The sequence below is a fragment of the Enterococcus sp. AMC1157 genome (assembly GCF_058216555.1).
Genome location: NZ_CM177099.1, coordinates 2,518,756 through 2,538,248 on the forward strand (window position 1 = coordinate 2,518,756; position 19,493 = coordinate 2,538,248).

The 19,493-nt window shown below is 39.1% G+C and carries 17 protein-coding genes, 2 tRNA genes, 3 rRNA genes and 1 other RNA gene; 21 read left to right on the top strand and 2 right to left on the bottom strand.

From position 1 onward, the window contains the following. Nucleotides 1–79: 79 nt before the first annotated feature. The 8 genes from AC4BBX_RS12270 to AC4BBX_RS12305 all read left to right on the top strand — a co-directional run bounded on the left by AC4BBX_RS12270 (nucleotide 80) and on the right by AC4BBX_RS12305 (nucleotide 5,910). A complete protein-coding gene (locus AC4BBX_RS12270; protein WP_490454106.1) occupies nucleotides 80–787 on the top strand; it encodes a zinc metallopeptidase in 708 nt (235 codons plus the stop codon). Between the two features lie 127 nt (nucleotides 788–914). Further along, nucleotides 915–1,229 (top strand): hypothetical protein, encoded by a 315-nt coding sequence (locus tag AC4BBX_RS12275; RefSeq protein WP_490454107.1) that lies wholly within the window; start codon nucleotides 915–917, stop codon nucleotides 1,227–1,229. 365 nt (nucleotides 1,230–1,594) lie between these two features. Next, the gene (gene tadA / locus AC4BBX_RS12280; protein ID WP_490454108.1) at nucleotides 1,595–2,113 is read left to right on the top strand and encodes a tRNA adenosine(34) deaminase TadA; all 519 of its coding nucleotides are present in this window, start codon (nucleotides 1,595–1,597) and stop codon (nucleotides 2,111–2,113) included. 9 nt (nucleotides 2,114–2,122) lie between these two features. Then, nucleotides 2,123–2,221: signal recognition particle sRNA small type (gene ffs / locus AC4BBX_RS12285), an RNA gene on the top strand. A gap of 190 nt (nucleotides 2,222–2,411) precedes the next feature. After that, on the top strand, nucleotides 2,412–3,791 hold the full coding sequence (locus AC4BBX_RS12290) for a bifunctional metallophosphatase/5'-nucleotidase (protein ID WP_490454109.1): 1,380 nt from the start codon (nucleotides 2,412–2,414) through the stop codon (nucleotides 3,789–3,791). A gap of 126 nt (nucleotides 3,792–3,917) precedes the next feature. After that, nucleotides 3,918–4,514, top strand: a complete 597-nt coding sequence (locus tag AC4BBX_RS12295; RefSeq protein ID WP_490454110.1) for a YutD family protein — start codon at nucleotides 3,918–3,920, stop codon at nucleotides 4,512–4,514. Then, complete coding sequence (locus AC4BBX_RS12300; RefSeq protein ID WP_490454111.1) at nucleotides 4,515–5,285, top strand: TIGR01457 family HAD-type hydrolase; 771 nt, start codon at nucleotides 4,515–4,517, stop codon at nucleotides 5,283–5,285. After that, nucleotides 5,272–5,910 carry a TIGR01906 family membrane protein gene (locus tag AC4BBX_RS12305; protein ID WP_490455813.1) on the top strand — a complete coding sequence of 213 codons (639 nt, stop codon included), beginning with the start codon at nucleotides 5,272–5,274 and terminating at the stop codon, nucleotides 5,908–5,910. The genes AC4BBX_RS12300 and AC4BBX_RS12305 overlap by 14 nt, the downstream gene beginning before the upstream one ends. 83 nt (nucleotides 5,911–5,993) lie before the next feature. Here the strand turns inward: AC4BBX_RS12305 and AC4BBX_RS12310 are convergent, their stop codons facing one another. Next, nucleotides 5,994–6,503, bottom strand: a complete 510-nt coding sequence (locus tag AC4BBX_RS12310; RefSeq protein WP_490454112.1) for a phosphatidylglycerophosphatase A family protein — start codon at nucleotides 6,501–6,503, stop codon at nucleotides 5,994–5,996. A 591-nt stretch (nucleotides 6,504–7,094) separates the two neighbouring features. Here AC4BBX_RS12310 and AC4BBX_RS12315 point away from each other — a divergent pair. Further along, nucleotides 7,095–7,337, top strand: coding sequence for a YuzB family protein (locus AC4BBX_RS12315; RefSeq protein ID WP_490454113.1), 243 nt, complete (start codon nucleotides 7,095–7,097; stop codon nucleotides 7,335–7,337). Nucleotides 7,338–7,406: 69 nt separating this feature from the next. On the opposite strand, the gene AC4BBX_RS12320 is transcribed toward AC4BBX_RS12315, so the two are convergent. Further along, nucleotides 7,407–8,387 carry an NAD(P)/FAD-dependent oxidoreductase gene (locus AC4BBX_RS12320; protein ID WP_490454114.1) on the bottom strand — a complete coding sequence of 327 codons (981 nt, stop codon included), beginning with the start codon at nucleotides 8,385–8,387 and terminating at the stop codon, nucleotides 7,407–7,409. A 121-nt stretch (nucleotides 8,388–8,508) separates the two neighbouring features. On the opposite strand from AC4BBX_RS12320, the gene AC4BBX_RS12325 reads away from it, so the two are divergent. The 12 genes from AC4BBX_RS12325 to AC4BBX_RS12380 all read left to right on the top strand — a co-directional run bounded on the left by AC4BBX_RS12325 (nucleotide 8,509) and on the right by AC4BBX_RS12380 (nucleotide 19,368). Further along, nucleotides 8,509–9,096, top strand: a complete 588-nt coding sequence (locus tag AC4BBX_RS12325) for a peptidylprolyl isomerase (protein ID WP_490454115.1) — start codon at nucleotides 8,509–8,511, stop codon at nucleotides 9,094–9,096. Between the two features lie 138 nt (nucleotides 9,097–9,234). Next, nucleotides 9,235–9,615, top strand: coding sequence for a CvfD/Ygs/GSP13 family RNA-binding post-transcriptional regulator (locus AC4BBX_RS12330; RefSeq protein WP_490454116.1), 381 nt, complete (start codon nucleotides 9,235–9,237; stop codon nucleotides 9,613–9,615). A 65-nt stretch (nucleotides 9,616–9,680) separates the two neighbouring features. Next, on the top strand, nucleotides 9,681–10,043 hold the full coding sequence (locus tag AC4BBX_RS12335; protein WP_490454117.1) for a hypothetical protein: 363 nt from the start codon (nucleotides 9,681–9,683) through the stop codon (nucleotides 10,041–10,043). A gap of 653 nt (nucleotides 10,044–10,696) precedes the next feature. Beyond that, nucleotides 10,697–12,254: ribosomal RNA gene (locus AC4BBX_RS12340) — 16S ribosomal RNA — on the top strand. A gap of 237 nt (nucleotides 12,255–12,491) precedes the next feature. Further along, nucleotides 12,492–15,406 (top strand): 23S ribosomal RNA (locus AC4BBX_RS12345). A 90-nt stretch (nucleotides 15,407–15,496) separates the two neighbouring features. Continuing rightward, nucleotides 15,497–15,612, top strand: a 5S ribosomal RNA gene (gene rrf, locus AC4BBX_RS12350). Together the 16S, 23S and 5S rRNA genes with 1 tRNA gene alongside form the textbook arrangement of a ribosomal RNA operon. Nucleotides 15,613–15,621: 9 nt before the next feature. Further along, nucleotides 15,622–15,695 (top strand) — tRNA-Asn (locus AC4BBX_RS12355). A 98-nt stretch (nucleotides 15,696–15,793) separates the two neighbouring features. Continuing rightward, the gene (locus AC4BBX_RS12360; RefSeq protein WP_490454118.1) at nucleotides 15,794–16,435 is read left to right on the top strand and encodes an HAD-IA family hydrolase; all 642 of its coding nucleotides are present in this window, start codon (nucleotides 15,794–15,796) and stop codon (nucleotides 16,433–16,435) included. 124 nt (nucleotides 16,436–16,559) lie between these two features. Then, nucleotides 16,560–16,632, top strand: a tRNA-Thr gene (locus AC4BBX_RS12365). Between the two features lie 236 nt (nucleotides 16,633–16,868). Continuing rightward, nucleotides 16,869–17,831 carry an ABC transporter ATP-binding protein gene (locus tag AC4BBX_RS12370; protein WP_490454119.1) on the top strand — a complete coding sequence of 321 codons (963 nt, stop codon included), beginning with the start codon at nucleotides 16,869–16,871 and terminating at the stop codon, nucleotides 17,829–17,831. Further along, nucleotides 17,828–18,607 carry a hypothetical protein gene (locus AC4BBX_RS12375; RefSeq protein ID WP_490454120.1) on the top strand — a complete coding sequence of 260 codons (780 nt, stop codon included), beginning with the start codon at nucleotides 17,828–17,830 and terminating at the stop codon, nucleotides 18,605–18,607. The genes AC4BBX_RS12370 and AC4BBX_RS12375 overlap by 4 nt, the downstream gene beginning before the upstream one ends. Next, nucleotides 18,604–19,368: an ABC transporter permease gene (locus AC4BBX_RS12380; RefSeq protein ID WP_490454121.1), complete on the top strand. Its 765-nt coding sequence runs from the start codon at nucleotides 18,604–18,606 to the stop codon at nucleotides 19,366–19,368. Before AC4BBX_RS12375 ends, AC4BBX_RS12380 begins: the two co-directional genes overlap by 4 nt. Nucleotides 19,369–19,493: the final 125 nt, after the last annotated feature.

Sequence of the window (19,493 nt, forward strand, 5' to 3'; positions counted from 1 at the left end):
CTGATAAAATAGTTTTTGTAGGAGTTTCTGATCTTTTTACTTTTAAAGAAACTTGAATGAATCAAAGGAGGAATAGTTTATGTATGGTTATGGATACGGATTTTATTTTGATCCAACTTATGTACTAGTCATTATTGGTATGATTATTTCGATGGCAGCTTCGGCCTACGTCAACAGTACGTTTAAAAAATATGACCAAATTAGAAGTCGAAATAATGTGACTGGTACACAAGCAGCCCAATTTATTTTAAATAATCAACAAATTAATGATGTTGGTGTGCAAGGAATTGCAGGAAATTTAACCGATAATTATAATTCAAAAACAAAAATGTTGAGTCTGTCTCAAGCAACTGCCCAATCAACTTCGGTAGCAGCAATTGGTGTAGCTGCTCATGAATGTGGACATGCGGTGCAAGATGATCAGGATTATTTTCCATTACGTCTTCGAGCAGCGATTGTACCTGTGGCTAATTTCGGTTCTGTGATTGCGATGCCATTAATTTTAATTGGTTTACTTTTAAGTGGTCCTATTCTAATCAATATTGGAATTATCGCTTTTTCAACAGCCTTTCTTTTCCAATTGGTCACATTACCTGTAGAATTTAATGCTTCACGTCGCGCCTTAGCGATTCTTGAAGATGGTGGTTTATTAACCAAAGAAGAATTACCAATGGCTAGAAAAGTATTAACTGCAGCGGCACTAACTTATGTTGCGGCAGCGATTAGTACACTACTACAATTACTTCGTTTATTGATATTATTTGGGAACAATAGCCGACGTAATTAACTAAAAACAAAAGCACACTGTTATTAAAAACAACTATTTTTTTAGCGAAGGCTATGCGAATAGTTGTTTTTCTTTTTGATGTCATGATATGATAGATATATGAAAAAGAGAAGGAGATGTGCATAATATGAAAACGTCAACTAAAGTAACGATTGGTTTGAGTATTGCTGCAATCGCAGGAATCGCAACAGCCGCTATCGTTTCAGAAAAAGTGGTTAAGAAAGTAACTTCTATGTCTAATCGTCGCAAAGTAAAACATTTTGTAAACGATAAATTTGGTGGAAATGAAACATTGTTAAATGTTGTAGACAAACTAGAAGACAAAGAAATTAATTCATTAATGAATGTTGCCAATAAAGTACATGATGGCAAAGACAAAGTTGTTGATTACGGACAATCAGTAAAAGGTAAAATTGACGGATTTGTAGACAACATCTTTTAAAACAAAAACATCTCTAAGCGAAAAGTTTAGAGATGTTTTTTTAATGTTAAAGGAAGAACAAATGTTTACATGGTATGATAGTTTTTTATCACTTTTCAATTGTTCATGAATAAAAACAGGTTCTATTCAAAGTACATGAAACTTTCAGAACAAAGCTGCAAAAGCTCTTTGGTCGTGTGAGACCGCCACGAGTCTCTTCCAGAATCTCTTAGGCTGTTGAACGTTCAAACGCCGAAAAGTTTAAGAGGTCCAGACCTACCTCTCACAATATCTATTCTTTGCGGACTGATGGCTTGAAAGTTTATTAGTGTTGCTTTTTTTATTTCTATTTAATTATTTCCATGCTAAAGTAAGTTGAGGTGAATTTGGTGAAGCGAAGTACATTAACACAATCTGAAAAAGAATTTTTTATGAAAGAAGCCATTTTAGAGGCGAAAAAAGCCGAAGCCATTGAAGAAGTTCCGATTGGCGCAATTGTAGTAGTTGACGGAAAAATTGTTGGTCGCGGTCATAATTTAAGAGAAACCACCCAACAGTCGATTGCTCATGCTGAGATGAAAGCTATTGAAGAAGCTTGTGCAACATTAGGAAGTTGGCGCTTAGAAAATAGTCAGTTATTTGTAACGCTAGAGCCTTGCCCAATGTGTAGTGGAGCAATCATGCTTTCAAGAGTAGAAGAAGTGTATTTTGGCGCCTATGATCCTAAAGGTGGAACCGTAGGAAGTCTGATGAATTTATTGGAAGATCAGCGATTTAATCATTGGAGTTATGTAGAGTCAGGAATTTTAAACGAAGAATGTGGACTATTATTAACTAATTTTTTTCGCCAATTAAGAAAACAGAAGAAAATAAAAAAACAGGAAAAGACTAGCCAAAACGATTAAAATACGTTATACTATTTTTTGGGCAATGGGAATATTGTGAAGCGTGTCAGATCTGGAAGGAAGCAGCACTAAGCAATGATTCTCATGTGCCTGTACATAGCGTTGATAGACTAGTGTTTCTAACTAGCAGAATCAACACAAATAGTTAACGTAAGAATAACCTAGGACTGGTCCTGGGTTATTTTTATTTTAACAAGCCAAACCATCGTATTGCTTGTATTGAGTATGTTTTAAATATTCACAGAAAACTTTTCTTTTGGTACACTTAAACCATATGAATGAAGAAAGAAGTTGCAGTATGGAGAAAATTAGTATAATACACACCAATGATTTACATTCACATATTGAGAATTGGCCAAAGATTCGTCGCTTTATTCAACAAAAACAACAGCTAGATAATAAGGTCTTCACCGTGGATCTAGGAGATTTTTGTGATCGCTGGCATCCGTTGACAGAAGCTCTGGATGGTCAAGGAAATATTGAACTGATGAATCAAGTTCATTATGATGCAGTGACGATTGGAAATAATGAAGGGATTGGAAATTCTAGAGAAGTCTTAAATCACTTGTATGACCAAGCAAATTTTGATGTAGTTCTGGCGAATTTGTATGATCGTCAAACCTTGCAACTTCCTACTTGGGCCAAACAATGGAAAATTCTAACGACTGAAAAAAATACGAAAATTGGCTTAATTGGTATTACTGCTCCTTTTCCATTAACGTATTCTCCCAATGGTTGGGACATTCGCCAATGGACGGATATCTTACCAGGATTAATTCAGCATTTGCGTGGACAAGTAGATGTATTAGTTTTAATGAGTCATTTAGGAATTGAAGACGATCATTTGATTGCTAGAGAATTTCCTGAGTTAGATGTGATTTTAGGTTCCCATACCCATCATCATTTTCCGAATGGAAAGACGGTCAATGGAGTTTTGTTAGCAGCTGCTAGTAAGTTTGGTTATTATGTTGGTGAAGTGACGCTTTTACTTCAGGATCATCAAGTTATTCAGAAATCAGCAATCACTTTTGCAACTGAAGATATGCTGAGTGAGACGGCAGATAATGAAGAGATTTTCGAATATACAGAAACAGGTCATCGTTTATTGCAAGCGAAAAAAGTAGCGTGGTTACCCCATGATTTAACTTTAGACAGGTTTGATGAATCGTTAGTTTTGGAGACATTGGCTGCGGTACGCAAACGAGGGAAAACTGAGGTTTCTTTGCTGAATACGGGCTTATTTCTGGGAGAGTTATCTCAAGGTCTGGTTAATCAAGATCAACTTCATCAAATTTTACCCCATCCGATGCGATTGATTCGGGTAACCTTATTAGGAAGAGATGTTGAACGTCTGGTTTTAGAAATTGAAAAGAATCGGCTATTTCTGCGTAATTTCCCAATTTTGGGCATGGGATTTCGAGGGGAAATTTTTGGTGAAGTTGTTTATGATGGCTTGCATTATGATGAAATCAATCATCGTGTTTTTTGGCAAGGTCAACCAATCGAATTAGAGAAAGAATATCAATTAACGACTGTAGATCATTTGATGTTTTTACCCTTTTTCCCTACTATTGAAATTGCTGGAAGGCATGAATTTTTATTTCCAGAGTTTATTCGTACCGTGTTGGCGGAATACTTAAATGAAAAGTATCCCTTGCCAGACTTTGAAGAAAATTAGGGATAGGCTACACAGTGAAATGAAATAAAGGTATAATGAAGAACAAGTGGTTCCAAATGGAAGTCTCGCGGAAAATAACCGTCAGTCTTAATCAATAGGAACACAGGATGAGTACGAGGTGAAAAAATGACCGACGAAAAAACGAATTTAACAGAAGAAATGACGGCAGTATTAGAAGAGATTGTTGAAACACCTGAAAAGGAAAAAACAAAAGGTGAAGTTGTATTGCCGATTAATGATACAGAATTTATGATTGGCTCACGTAAGTATCAATTAGTTACTAATTATCGTGAGGGCTTTAATGCGGAACGATTAGGTGAACGCTTCAGTGAAGTTCTTGCAAAATACGATTATATCTTAGGAGACTGGGGTTATGAGCAATTACGTTTGAAAGGTTTTTTTGACGTAAATAATCGTAAATCATTACCAGATCAACGAATTGATACCCTAGAAGACTATTTGTACGAGTTTTGTAATTTTGGTTGTGCCTATTTTGTGATTCAACGTATCGGTGGCAAACGAGAAAAATCGAACGCTAAGCGTCGCAAGAAAAAAATACCGACACAAGCACATATTTCTGAGAAAAAAGAAGTAGTCAAAGATCGGAAAAAGAAGCCTGTCATTAAAAATAGACAGGAACAAAAACCAAAAAATACGAATAAAATAACGAAAAAAGAAACAAATGAGAAAAAAAATTTTACAATTCGAAAGAGAGAAGATTAGATGACATATAAAGGATATTTGATTGATTTGGATGGAACAATTTATTTAGGAAAGGCGCCTATTCCTGCAGCTAAAGGATTTGTAGAAGAATTACAAAGACGCCAGCTACCTTTTCTATTTGTTACTAACAATACAACCAAGAGTCCACTTACTGTAGTAAATCGTTTAGCAAATGAATTCGATATACACGTCAATGAAGCTCAGGTCTATACAGCTAGTTTGGCAACCATTGATTTTATGAAAGATGATAATAAGGGGAACAAAGTCTATGTAATAGGTGAAGCGGGTTTGATTGATTTAATATTATCAGCTGGTTTCCAGTGGGATGAAGAAAATCCTGATTATGTTGTCGTTGGTTTGGACTCTCAAGTCACTTATGAAAAATTGACGACAGCAACCTTAGCTATTCATAGAGGTGCAACTTTTATTGGTACCAACCCTGATAAAAATATCCCAACTGAACGAGGGTTGGAGCCAGGTGCTGGTTCATTAATTAGTTTGTTGGAGACAGCTACTCGGGTTAAACCAATATTTATTGGAAAGCCTGAAGCAGTAATTATGGAAAAATCACTGGAACGAATTGGTTTGACAAAAGAAGAAGTTATCATGGTTGGAGATAACTATGAAACGGATATTCTTTCAGGAATTAACAACGGAATTGATAGTCTATTGGTCTTATCCGGTTTTACTCCTAAAGAAGCCGTTGCGACTTTGCCTGTAGCACCAACTTATGTCTTAAATAGTTTAGAGGAGTGGGATTTTGACAACTAAATCAAAATGGCTAGAACGGCTGGGCTTTTTATCACTGTTTTTAACCTTAATCACTTTAGCCATCACTATTACTATTAATTTTCAACCATTGTATCGCTGGGATGTGGACTATTTAAATATTTTAGATTATACGCATTTATCAAAAGAAGAGCTGTTAAATAACTATCAACTCTTGATCCGATTTTTGAATAATCCTTGGAATACCACCTTAGCTTTGCCAGACTTTCCAATGTCTGAAGCAGGTGCTGGACATTTTTATGATGTGAAAAATCTATTTCTATTAAATTATGGTATTTTAATTGTAACAATGATTCCAAGTGGTTATTTCCTTGCATACCTATCTAAACAACACCGAGTATGGCGTTTGATACGTCCTATGCAATGGGGAATGATTGTGCCAGTATTTTTTGGTACATTAATGTTTATTGGTTTTGATACATTCTTTGTGAAATTTCATGAACTTTTTTTTAATAATGATGATTGGTTGTTCAATCCAGCAACAGATCCAATAATTAATGTATTGCCGGAACAATTTTTTATGCATTGTTTTATTTTGTTTTTCCTTTTAATTGAAGTATTTTTCTTCATTTTCTTTTGGAGTGGAAAACGAACTTTAAAAAAATAAATACAAACTTTAGTTAACAACAAAGTCCCCTGTAAGGTAAAACGACAACTGCCGTCTTTATCTCACAGGGGACTTTTTTTAGATTATTTGGTAATTGTATCGGCCTTTTCAGGATGTTGATGAGCAATTCGACTAGCAGCAGAGGCAGCAATTGCACCAACAATATCGTCAAGGAAAGTATGAACACGAGGTCCTTCATGGGAATTTAGTTCTGCTAAAATTCCTGGTTTTACTTTGTCGATGTAACCATAGTTGGTAAAACCAATTGATCCATAAACATTGACGATGGATAGCGCTAAAATTTCATCAATGCCGTACAAACCTTCATCTTCTTCAACAATCTCTTGTAAAGGCTGTAATAACTTGTCTTCTTCTGCCAAGATATCTAATTGAATACCCGTTAAAATAGCATTATGCACTTCTCTTTTAGACAATACAGCATTTACACTATCCACGCATTCTTCTAAAGAAAGGTTTGGAATGTACTTTTCTTGTAAATAAATAACCAATTTTGCAATATCAACAACAGCGACACCACGATCACCAAGTAGTTGACGGGCTTTTTCTTCTAACGTTTTTGTTTCTAATACCATAGATGCTCCTCCTAGTTTTTAGTAATGATTGTTACTATTTACAATAAAATCAGCGAATGACAAACTTCCAATCCATCTGTCCGTAAAGAATAGACAATGTGAGAGACCGCTCTGAGCCTCTTATGAGTCTCAGATCTTTCGGCGTTCAAACGCTGTGTAAAAAGTAGCAAATTGCTACTTCCAACACAACGTAATTCATCCTCATCTTTAGCTCACGATGTCTGTCTTTTCTACCAGATGGCTTTCCAGTTTTGACCAATTTGTTTAAGTGAATGTATCGATTAGTCATTTACTAAAGTTGGAAGAACAAAGTGGAGAAAACTCAAGGGTCGTGTTCTAAAGAGCTGAATGAATTACTCTGACTTAGTATGAATATACTTAGTCAGAGTTTGAACGTCAGCAGCCGAAGAGACTCTGTTAAGAGGCTCGTGGCGGTCTCACACGACCCCTGAGCTTTCGGAGCTTTGTTCTGGAAATTTCAAGTTTCGTTTGACTTTAACTGTAAGTAGTACCAATTGATTTTCGATTTCTAATTACTTTCATGGTATACTATTGACGTGTTGGAATCAATGAAAAGGGATGAGGTAAAAGATGTTTCCACTAGTAGAATTCTGCGAAAGCAATTTAGCAGGAGGGAGTCAAATGGTTTTTGATGCGCTAGAACATATGGAAAATGTAGATGTTCTGAGCTACTCCTGCCTAAGTGAGTGTACTCTGTGCGCGCTAAAGCCTTTTTGTTTTTTTGAAGGAGAACGCCTGGCAGCCACGACACCGGAAGAATTACTAGTTTTAGTCAAAGAAAAACTAGCGGAATGGCAAGAAGACTATTTATAGCGTTAGTTAGAATACAAAGCAATAAAAAAAGTCGAATCACCCTACATTTAATGGGGGATTCGATTTTTTTTAATGTTGAAATAAGCTAGTACTATGAGCTGGTTGAGTTCGATTTTTTGGATTGATATAGTGTAAAGCATTATTTACAGCAGTTGGAGCTTCACCAAAACCAGTTGCAATCAAATTCACTTTACCATCATATAAAGTAATATCTCCACAGCAGTATACCCCTTCCATAGAACTGCGCATATCAGAACGCACAGGAATTCCTTGACGACTGCTAGTAATGCCCCAATCTTTTAAGTTAAGAGAAGAAGTGAAACCGTAATTAACAATCAAATAGTCGACAGACAAGCGGACTGTTTCATCACTTTTAGGTGCTTGCAAATGGATTTCTTCCAGCATTCGATCACCATGAACTTCTTTAATGATGTAAGGCGTCATAATATTCACGGAAGATTTTTCTAATTGTTGGATACTATGTTCATGAGCTCTAAATTCTGTTCGACGGTGAATAAGAGAAACTTCAGCTGCAATGGGTGCCAACATTAAGGCCCAGTCAACTGCCGAATCACCACCACCTGCAATAGCTACTTTTTTCCCAGCATACTTCATTAAATCCGGAACGTAGTAATCAACACCATAATTTTCAAAAGTTTCTGCATTAGGAACATTTAACTTTCGAGGTTGGAAAGAACCGTTTCCTAAGGCTAAGATAACCGCTCTAGAATAATGAGTTCGTTTATTAGTAGTGATTTCAATAATGCCATCTTCTTGTCGTTCAATTTTTAAAACTTGTTCTTCCAATCGGTAACGATGATTAAAGGTAGTCAATTGTTTTTCTAGCTTTTGGACAAGTTCCCCCGCTTTGACTTTTGGATAACCGGGAATGTCGTAAATATATTTTTCAGGATAGAGAGTTGCTAACTGTCCTCCTAATTGTGGTAAAGTATCGATAATTTTGGTTTTCGCATTTCGCATTCCTGCATAAAAGGCAGCGAACATGCCAGCTGGACCAGCACCAACAATGGTGATATCGTAAATGTTCATAGTCGGATCTCCTTTATATAAACTTTTTGTGACTACTTGCATTATAACAAAGAATTTTGCACGTGGCATTTTTATTTATTTCTGCTATTATTAAACTATAAAATAAGAAGGAGGAGATTTTGTGTCTCAATATCCACAATTAGATGTAGCAAATCAAACAGGGGTGAAAGCTCTGATCAAAACCAACCGTGGAGATATCACTGTTCAATTATTTCCTGAGCATGCACCAAAAACAGTTGAAAACTTTGTTCAATTAGCTAAAAAAGGTTACTATGATGGGGTGATTTTCCATCGAGTGATTCCTGATTTTATGATCCAAGGTGGCGATCCAACCGGAACAGGTATGGGTGGCGAAAGTATTTATGGAGATAAATTTGAAGATGAATTTTCTAAAGACGTCTTTAACTTACGTGGGGCTCTTTCAATGGCCAATGCTGGACCAAACACAAACGGCAGTCAGTTCTTTATCGTAAGTAATCAAAATGTTCCAGCTAATATGATTAGTCAAATGGAAGCAGCAGGTTATTCGGAAGAAGTGATTGAAGCTTACAAACAAGGTGGAACTCCTTGGTTAGATTTCCGTCATACTGTTTTTGGTCATGTAGCAGAAGGATTAGATGTTGTCGATGAAATTGGTGGTGTTCAACGTGGACCTCAAGATCGTCCGGTTCATGATGTTGTGATTGAAACGATTGAAATTAGCGAATAATTAGCTGATAAATATTATTTACTTAAAGAAGAGCGGCAAAAAAGCCTACTCTTCTTTTTTATATAGAAGCAAACTGTTTCTATGCTTCATTTTTTTCCGACAAAAAGGTATAATGAACTTGCGAAGAGAGGGAAGAATATGACATACAAAATTGGGGATATAATAGAAGGAACAGTTACTGGTATCCAACCTTATGGAGCTTTTGTCTCTTTAGATGAAGAAACACAAGGATTGATTCACGTTTCTGAAATTCAATCAGGTTTTACTAAAAATATCCAAGAAGTATTGACCATTGGTGAAAAAATTAAAATACAGATTATCGATATAGATGAATTTACCAAAAAGATTAGTTTGTCTAGAAGAACACTCGAATCTAAGTTTGTACAGGTGGGCCATCGTAAAAGAAGATATTTTACCAATAAAAATAAACGAATCGGATTTAAAACGATTGACGATCAATTACCTATTTGGATAAAAGAAGCTGTGGAGCTGTTAACTCAAGAAAATTTATCAAAATGAACTGCTACAATCTGAAATATGTGCTATCATTAATAGTAACAAGAAGACCAATTGGGGTGAGTGAATTGAAAGAAAAAATAGTCGCTGGAACAGTCATGCTTCACTTAGATGATGGGACAAAGAAATTTTTAATGTGTGAGAAAGAAAGTCGCATAGAACTTGCTTACACAGCTATTTCTCAAGAGAAGACAGGATTAGCCAATATCTTACAACTATTAAAAGAAGAAGTATGTTTGGATATTGCTAATATCAATTTACTAGAACTGACAAATGGTCAAGCGGAAAATTGCAATGTTCCTTTATTTGTTTTTGAAGCAAAAGAAGCGGAACAACCGACTGATTTGCCAAAAGATTATGAATGGATGGCTGCTAAATACTTCCGTCAAGCCATTCAAGACTTTGAAATTGAAGGAATGCCGTTTTTCTAAAGCCGATTTCGGCTTTTTTTTTACGATTTTAATTCTATATTTATAGGGAAAGCATTCAGTTTTCATGTTGTATATTCAATAAAATAGAGAATAAATTCTTTTTTTAGTTTAAAGGACGAACAATCAATAAAAATCCTTAGATTTCATAGGAAAAATAGCCAAAGAAGGTTGTTGACGAAAAGAAAAATACATGGTAAATTAGTCAACGTTGGTTCTGAACCAACTCGTCAAAAAATAATTTTGGAAAAAATGAAATTAGCAGTTGACGAATTCTGAAACAGATGATATTATAACAAAGTCGTCAAAAACGAATCAAGAAATAACCTTGATAAATCAAGAAAAATTCTTGAAAAAAGTCCTTGACGAATAACAATACATTTGTTAAGATAATCAAGTCGCTGAAAACAGCAGCTCAGTTAGTTGAAAAACTTCTGAAGAAAAACTTTTATAAAATAGTTGACATTTACTTGGTCAGCTGATATGATATAAAAGTTGCTAACGCAGCACAACGTAGACCTTTGAAAACTGAACAAAGCAAGCAAACGAACCAAATGTGTAGGATGCTTCTTTTATAGAAGTAAACAACAAGCAAGCAGTAATGCTAGCAACGTTAATTTTATGAGCTTAACAATCGCAAGATTGTTTTCAAATTTTTTTATGAGAGTTTGATCCTGGCTCAGGACGAACGCTGGCGGCGTGCCTAATACATGCAAGTCGAACGCTTCTTTTTCACCGAACTTCGGTTCATCGAAAAAGAGGAGTGGCGAACGGGTGAGTAACACGTGGGTAACCTGCCCATCAGAAGGGGATAACACTTGGAAACAGGTGCTAATACCGTATAATGCTTTTTCTCGCATGAGAGCAAGCTGAAAGGCGCTTTTGCGTCACTGATGGATGGACCCGCGGTGCATTAGCTAGTTGGTGAGGTAACGGCTCACCAAGGCCACGATGCATAGCCGACCTGAGAGGGTGATCGGCCACACTGGGACTGAGACACGGCCCAGACTCCTACGGGAGGCAGCAGTAGGGAATCTTCGGCAATGGACGAAAGTCTGACCGAGCAACGCCGCGTGAGTGAAGAAGGTTTTCGGATCGTAAAACTCTGTTGTTAGAGAAGAACAAGGATGAGAGTAAAATGTTCATCCCTTGACGGTATCTAACCAGAAAGCCACGGCTAACTACGTGCCAGCAGCCGCGGTAATACGTAGGTGGCAAGCGTTGTCCGGATTTATTGGGCGTAAAGCGAGCGCAGGCGGTTTCTTAAGTCTGATGTGAAAGCCCCCGGCTCAACCGGGGAGGGTCATTGGAAACTGGGAGACTTGAGTGCAGAAGAGGAGAGTGGAATTCCATGTGTAGCGGTGAAATGCGTAGATATATGGAGGAACACCAGTGGCGAAGGCGGCTCTCTGGTCTGTAACTGACGCTGAGGCTCGAAAGCGTGGGGAGCAAACAGGATTAGATACCCTGGTAGTCCACGCCGTAAACGATGAGTGCTAAGTGTTGGAGGGTTTCCGCCCTTCAGTGCTGCAGCTAACGCATTAAGCACTCCGCCTGGGGAGTACGACCGCAAGGTTGAAACTCAAAGGAATTGACGGGGGCCCGCACAAGCGGTGGAGCATGTGGTTTAATTCGAAGCAACGCGAAGAACCTTACCAGGTCTTGACATCCTTTGACCATCCTAGAGATAGGACTTTCCCTTCGGGGACAAAGTGACAGGTGGTGCATGGTTGTCGTCAGCTCGTGTCGTGAGATGTTGGGTTAAGTCCCGCAACGAGCGCAACCCTTATTGTTAGTTGCCATCATTTAGTTGGGCACTCTAGCGAGACTGCCGGTGACAAACCGGAGGAAGGTGGGGATGACGTCAAATCATCATGCCCCTTATGACCTGGGCTACACACGTGCTACAATGGGAAGTACAACGAGTCGCGAAGTCGCGAGGCTAAGCTAATCTCTTAAAGCTTCTCTCAGTTCGGATTGTAGGCTGCAACTCGCCTACATGAAGCCGGAATCGCTAGTAATCGCGGATCAGCACGCCGCGGTGAATACGTTCCCGGGCCTTGTACACACCGCCCGTCACACCACGAGAGTTTGTAACACCCGAAGTCGGTGAGGTAACCTTTTTGGAGCCAGCCGCCTAAGGTGGGATAGATGATTGGGGTGAAGTCGTAACAAGGTAGCCGTATCGGAAGGTGCGGCTGGATCACCTCCTTTCTAAGGAATAGTACGGAGACTACACAGTCGATTGCAACACGCTTTGTTCAGTTTTGAGAGGTTTACTCTCAAACGATTGTTCATTGAAAACTGGATAGATAAAGCAACAAATAATCAAAACAAACCGAGAACACACCGCGTTGAATGAGTTTTTTAAGAAGTTCAATTGCAACTTTTTCTTGATAAAGCTTCTATCGCTAGAAGTACTTTATCAAAACCCAACCGTAAGGTTGATAAGGTTAAGTGAATAAGGGCGCACGGTGGATGCCTTGGCACTAGGAGCCGATGAAGGACGGGACGAACACCGATATGCTTTGGGGAGCTGTAAGTAAGCTTTGATCCAGAGATTTCCGAATGGGGGAACCCAGCATCTTTGATAGGATGTTACTATTAAGTGAATACATAGCTTAATAGAGGTAGACGCAGAGAACTGAAACATCTAAGTACCTGCAGGAAGAGAAAGAAAATTCGATTCCCTGAGTAGCGGCGAGCGAAACGGGAAAAGCCCAAACCAACAAGCTTGCTTGTTGGGGTTGTAGGACTCCGATATGGTAGTCTTTTCAGATAGTCGAACAACTTGGAAAAGTTGGCCAAAGAGGGTAAAAGCCCCGTAGGCGAAAGATGGAAAGCACCTAGGAGGATCCTGAGTACGGCGGAACACGAGGAATTCCGTCGGAATCCGGGAGGACCATCTCCCAAGGCTAAATACTCCCTAGTGACCGATAGTGAACCAGTACCGTGAGGGAAAGGTGAAAAGCACCCCGGAAGGGGAGTGAAATAGAACCTGAAACCGTGTGCCTACAACAAGTTAAAGCCCGTTAATGGGTGATAGCGTGCCTTTTGTAGAATGAACCGGCGAGTTACGATTGCATGCGAGGTTAAGTTGAAGAAACGGAGCCGTAGCGAAAGCGAGTCTGAATAGGGCGAATGAGTATGTAGTCGTAGACCCGAAACCATGTGATCTACCCATGTCCAGGTTGAAGGTGCGGTAAAACGCACTGGAGGACCGAACCCACGTACGTTGAAAAGTGCGGGGATGAGGTGTGGGTAGCGGAGAAATTCCAAACGAACTTGGAGATAGCTGGTTCTCTCCGAAATAGCTTTAGGGCTAGCGTCGAAGTGAAGAATGATGGAGGTAGAGCACTGTTTGGACTAGGGGCCCATCTCGGGTTACCGAATTCAGATAAACTCCGAATGCCATACATTTATATTCGGCAGTCAGACTGCGAGTGATAAGATCCGTAGTCGAAAGGGAAACAGCCCAGACCACCAGCTAAGGTCCCAAAATAACTATTAAGTGGAAAAGGATGTGGGGTTGCACAGACAACTAGGATGTTGGCTTAGAAGCAGCCACCATTTAAAGAGTGCGTAATAGCTCACTAGTCGAGTGACCCTGCGCCGAAAATGTACCGGGGCTAAATAGTTTACCGAAGCTGTGGAGTGCACCTTAAGGTGCATTGGTAGGAGAGCGTTCTAAGGGCGTTGAAGGTAGATCGTGAGGACTACTGGAGCGCTTAGAAGTGAGAATGCCGGTATGAGTAGCGAAAGACAGGTGAGAATCCTGTCCACCGTATGACTAAGGTTTCCTGGGGAAGGCTCGTCCGCCCAGGGTTAGTCGGGACCTAAGCCGAGGCCGAAAGGCGTAGGCGATGGACAACAGGTTGATATTCCTGTACCCGTCTCTTTTGTTTGAGCAATGGAGGGACGCAGGAGGCTAAGGAAAGCAGACGATTGGAAATGTCTGTCCAAGCAACGAGTCTAAGTGAGAGTCAAATGCTTTCATTTGTGAAGGATGAGTTGTGATGGGGAGGGAAATAATAGTACCGAAGTTCCTGATGTCACACTGCCAAGAAAAGCTTCTAGCAAGAAAGAAACGGCCCGTACCGCAAACCGACACAGGTAGTCGAGGAGAGTATCCTAAGGTGAGCGAGAGAACTCTCGTTAAGGAACTCGGCAAAATGACCCCGTAACTTCGGGAGAAGGGGTGCTGCTCTAAGAGCAGCCGCAGTGAATAGGCCCAAGCGACTGTTTATCAAAAACACAGGTCTCTGCAAAATCGAAAGATGAAGTATAGGGGCTGACGCCTGCCCGGTGCTGGAAGGTTAAGAGGAGTGCTTAGCGTAAGCGAAGGTACGAATTGAAGCCCCAGTAAACGGCGGCCGTAACTATAACGGTCCTAAGGTAGCGAAATTCCTTGTCGGGTAAGTTCCGACCCGCACGAAAGGCGTAACGATTTGGGCACTGTCTCAACGAGAGACTCGGTGAAATTTTAGTACCTGTGAAGATGCAGGTTACCCGCGACAGGACGGAAAGACCCCATGGAGCTTTACTGTAGTTTGATATTGAGTGTCTGTACCGCATGTACAGGATAGGTAGGAGCCGAAGAATTCGGGACGCAAGTCTCGAAGGAGGCAATGGTGGGATACTACCCTTGCGTTATGGCCACTCTAACCCGCACCACTAATCGTGGTGGGAGACAGTGTCAGATGGGCAGTTTGACTGGGGCGGTCGCCTCCTAAAAGGTAACGGAGGCGCCCAAAGGTTCCCTCAGAATGGTTGGAAATCATTCGAAGAGTGTAAAGGCAGAAGGGAGCTTGACTGCGAGAGCTACAACTCGAGCAGGGACGAAAGTCGGGCTTAGTGATCCGGTGGTTCCGCATGGAAGGGCCATCGCTCAACGGATAAAAGCTACCCTGGGGATAACAGGCTTATCTCCCCCAAGAGTCCACATCGACGGGGAGGTTTGGCACCTCGATGTCGGCTCGTCGCATCCTGGGGCTGTAGTCGGTCCCAAGGGTTGGGCTGTTCGCCCATTAAAGCGGCACGCGAGCTGGGTTCAGAACGTCGTGAGACAGTTCGGTCCCTATCCGTCGCGGGCGTTGGAAATTTGAGAGGAGCTGTCCTTAGTACGAGAGGACCGGGATGGACTTACCGCTGGTGTACCAGTTGTCTCGCCAGAGGCATTGCTGGGTAGCTATGTAGGGAAGGGATAAACGCTGAAAGCATCTAAGTGTGAAGCCCACCTCAAGATGAGATTTCCCATTTCTTTAAGAAAGTAAGAACCCTGAAAGATGATCAGGTAGATAGGTCAGAAGTGGAAGTGCAGTGATGTACGGAGCGGACTGATACTAATCGTTCGAGGACTTAACCAAAGAAAAAAAGTAAAATTGCCGTTCGAAGAACGTTTTGATTCATGTTTTATCATCCAGTTTTGAGTGAGCAATCACTTGAAAATCAAATAGTGTGGTGGCGATAGCGAGAAGGATACACCTGTTCCCATGCCGAACACAGAAGTTAAGCTTCTTAGCGCCGATTGTAGTTGGGGGTTTCCCCCTGTGAGAGTAGGACGTCGCCACGCTGTAAATATTCCGGCATAGCTCAGTTGGTAGTAGCGCATGACTGTTAATCATGATGTCGTAGGTTCGAGTCCTACTGCCGGAGTCTTAGAGATAGCAATATTGCTATCTCTTTTTTTGTACGATTTTCCTTTTGTATCAATGAAATATCATTTAAAATAAAGAAAAGGGGATGAATACAATATGAAAAAAGCGCATATTTTGTTTGACTTAGATGGAACAATCATTGATTCTAGTGAAGGAATTTTTAATTCAATTAACTATGCTATGAAAAAACTAGTAAAAGAAGAGCTTCCGCTAGAGGTGTTAAAAACCTTTGTCGGTCCACCACTACAGGATTCCTTTGAACGTATTGGTTTAAGTGAAGAAAATGCGACTCTTGCGGTGACCTATTATCGAGAATTGTATTCGAAAGAAGGAATTTATCAAGCTAAACCCTATGATGGAATAGAAAAAACATTAACTGAATTATCTAAAAATCAAAAGCTTTATTTAGCAACTTCTAAACCAGAGTTTTTTGCTAAAAAGATCTTAGAGCATCTTGGGTTTACTGAATACTTTACAGGAATTTATGGTGCAGATTTAGAAGGATTGAGAATAGCTAAGGCCGATGTGATTGCCTATGCACTTAGAAATGCTACATTGGAAGATAAAGAAACGATTGTAATGATTGGTGATCGAGAACACGATATTTTAGGTGCAAAAATAAATAGTGTTGATAGTATTGGTGTGTTATATGGTTTTGGTAGTCAAAAAGAATTGTCTCAAGCAGGTGCAGCCGAGATAATTGAAAAACCTGAAGAGCTACTATCGTTAATTGATTAAAATGTTTCGGTTATTGAGTAGAAAGGGATAAGGAGCTTCTTTTCTCTTTCTACAAAAAAGCCAAGATTGTATTGACTTTCATAGTCAAATTAGGTATTCTAATACTTGTGTTAAATAACTAAATGCCGCCTTAGCTCAGTTGGTAGAGCACCACCATGGTAAGGTGGGGGTCGCCGGTTCAAGCCCGGCAGGTGGCTCTTAATAAAAAAGCTATAAACCTATTCCATTAGAGTTTATAGCTTTTTTTGTGTCTCCAATATTTTAACTTTCTGGGCAGTATGAGTCTTTGATAAACAACACTCAATATCAAAATAATCAAAAAATTTAAAATTCTTCTTCACTTTTTAATTATGTTTTGTTAGAATGTTTCATTGTGAGTCCGCTGTGTGATTGTCATGACTCTTTTTTTATAATTGAAAGGAGGCATACAATCATGATTACACTAGAAAACATTTCAAAGGCATACCGAGTTCCCGTAAGAAATGCAGGATTTAAACATGCTGTTTCTTCATTTTTTAAACGAGAATATCGTCATGTCAAAGCATTGGAACAGATTTCTCTAGACATTCAAGAAGGAGAAATGGTTGGTTACATTGGACCGAATGGAGCGGGAAAAAGTACGACGATAAAAATTCTTTCAGGAATTTTGTATCCAGATCAAGGAACAGTACGAATTAATGGTTTAGATCCATTCACAGAACGAAAGCAACATGCACAGCAAATTGGGGTTGTTTTTGGACAACGTTCTCAATTGTGGTGGGATTTACCAGTGGGAGATTCGTATGAATTATTAAAAGATATTTATAAGATTCCCAACGAAGAATACGAGCAACGATTGAAAGAATTTGTTGATTTATTTGAATTAGCAGATATTATTCAAAGACCTGTTCGTCAATTAAGTTTAGGGCAACGTGTACGTTGTGATATTGTGGCAGCCTTGCTCCACAATCCGAAAGTGTTATTTTTAGATGAGCCGACAATCGGATTGGATGCGCATTCAAAACAAAAAGTCCGTGAGCTAATTAAACATGTCAATCATAAATACCATACAACGGTAATTCTAACTACTCATGATATGCAAGATATTGAACAGATAGTATCTAGAGTAATTTTAATTGGTCATGGCGAAATTTTATATGATGGACAACTTGTGGATCTAGTTAAAAATTATGGGGCAAAAAAACAAATTCAATTACGCTTTCAAGGTGAATTGACAGAACACTCTGGCTATACAATTTTGGAATCGGATCAAGAATCAGCCTTGCTACAAATTGAAACAGATTTAGCTTTGGTGATTAGTACTTTACAACAGTCGTTGCAGATTGATCAGTTGGAAGTGTTAAACACGACGATTGATGATGTCATTCTTAATTTGTATAAGGAGTATCATGTATGATGGGATATGTGACGTTATTTAAACTCAGAATGAACGCTGGATTACAGTATCGAGGAGCGGCTTTGTCTGGTATCGTGACGCAATTGGCATGGGGCTTTCTGTTGATTACTTTGTTTCAGCTATTGGGTCAAAATACTATGCCAGCAGCAGAAATTGCCACTTATTTTTGGATGAATCAGGCTTTTATAGCAATGAATGCGATTTGGACCATGGATGGCAGCTTGTTTCAAGAAATTGAAACGGGGAATGTGCAGTATGCAATTTTAAGACCTCAAAATATTTATTTTCAATGGTTTGTTCGAAATGGAGCTTATCGTTTATCAAGAACTATTCTTCGGGCAACACCATTGTTTTGTATTGTTTTTTTATTACCAGAACCTTATCGAATGGGACTTCCAGCAAGTGGTATCTTCTTTATAGGTTTCTTATGCTCATTAATATTGTCTTTTTTGACGCAGTTAGCTATTGGAAATATTATGGTTGCTTTAGTGATGAAAAGTAAACAGGCGATGGGTGTTAGAATTTTATTTCTGTCACTTTTTGATTTTTTGGATGGAGGAAATATTCCTTACGCTTATTTCCCACCAGTTTTGCAAACAATTTTGACAAGGACTTTCTTTTATAGCATTAAATCAGCTCCCTTTCTAATGTATATGGGAAATATTTCCATTCTTTCGACTTTGCTCTTTCAAGTAATCTGGTTGATTATTTTAGTGATTATTGGTTACCAAATGGTTTCTTCAGAATTACGAAAATTGGAGGTATTTGGAGGATGAAACTATATTTTAAATTTTTTAGTATGCATCTACGCAGACAGTTACAATATCGTACGTCGTTTTTCTTTGTTGCTTTTGGACAAGCCTGTGTAGCCGCGACTAGTTTAATTTCGATTGTCTTTTTAATGCCACCTGGAATTGCCGTGATGGGGTTTAATCGAAATGAAGTATTACTGGCTGGAGCGATTATTAACTTATCTTATGCCACAGCAGAATGTTTTGCCAGAGGGTTTGATTCTCTTGGAGGAATGATTCAAAGTGGTGAATTTGATCGAGCGATCGTTCGACCGATTTCAGAAATTCGACAAATTTTTATGATGACGATGGAATTTACGCGGATTGGTCGCTTTTTAGTGGCGCTTTTAACACTAGGAATTGTTTTATCACAACTACCAGCCATTCCGATTTGGTATTTAATCTTTTTAGTTTTAACAGGTGCTTTTGTTTACACGTGTTTATTTATTATTTATGGTTCAATATGTTTTTATACCACAGAAAATCTGGAGTTTTTTAATATTGTAACGGATGGAACAAAGGAATTTGGAAAAGCACCTTTTTCTTTTTATGGGGAGTCGATACTAAAATTCTTAACTTATGTGATTCCACTGGCTCTGATTCAATACTATCCTTTACTTTATCTTTTAGGAAAAAGTCAAAATATTTTTTATGCTTTTGTTCCTGTATTTGCGTATTTGTTTGTGATTCCCACTATTTCCATTTGGCGAAAAGCGCGTAAACATTATGGTTCGACAGGGAGTTAGAAAATTGAGTAAAAAAGCAGTGGCCAACAAGTGGTCACTGCTTTTTTATATTGAAGTGCAATAGGTTAAAGTCATGTAGACGTGTAAGTTCCATATAGACTTGTATGATTAAAAAAACAATCATA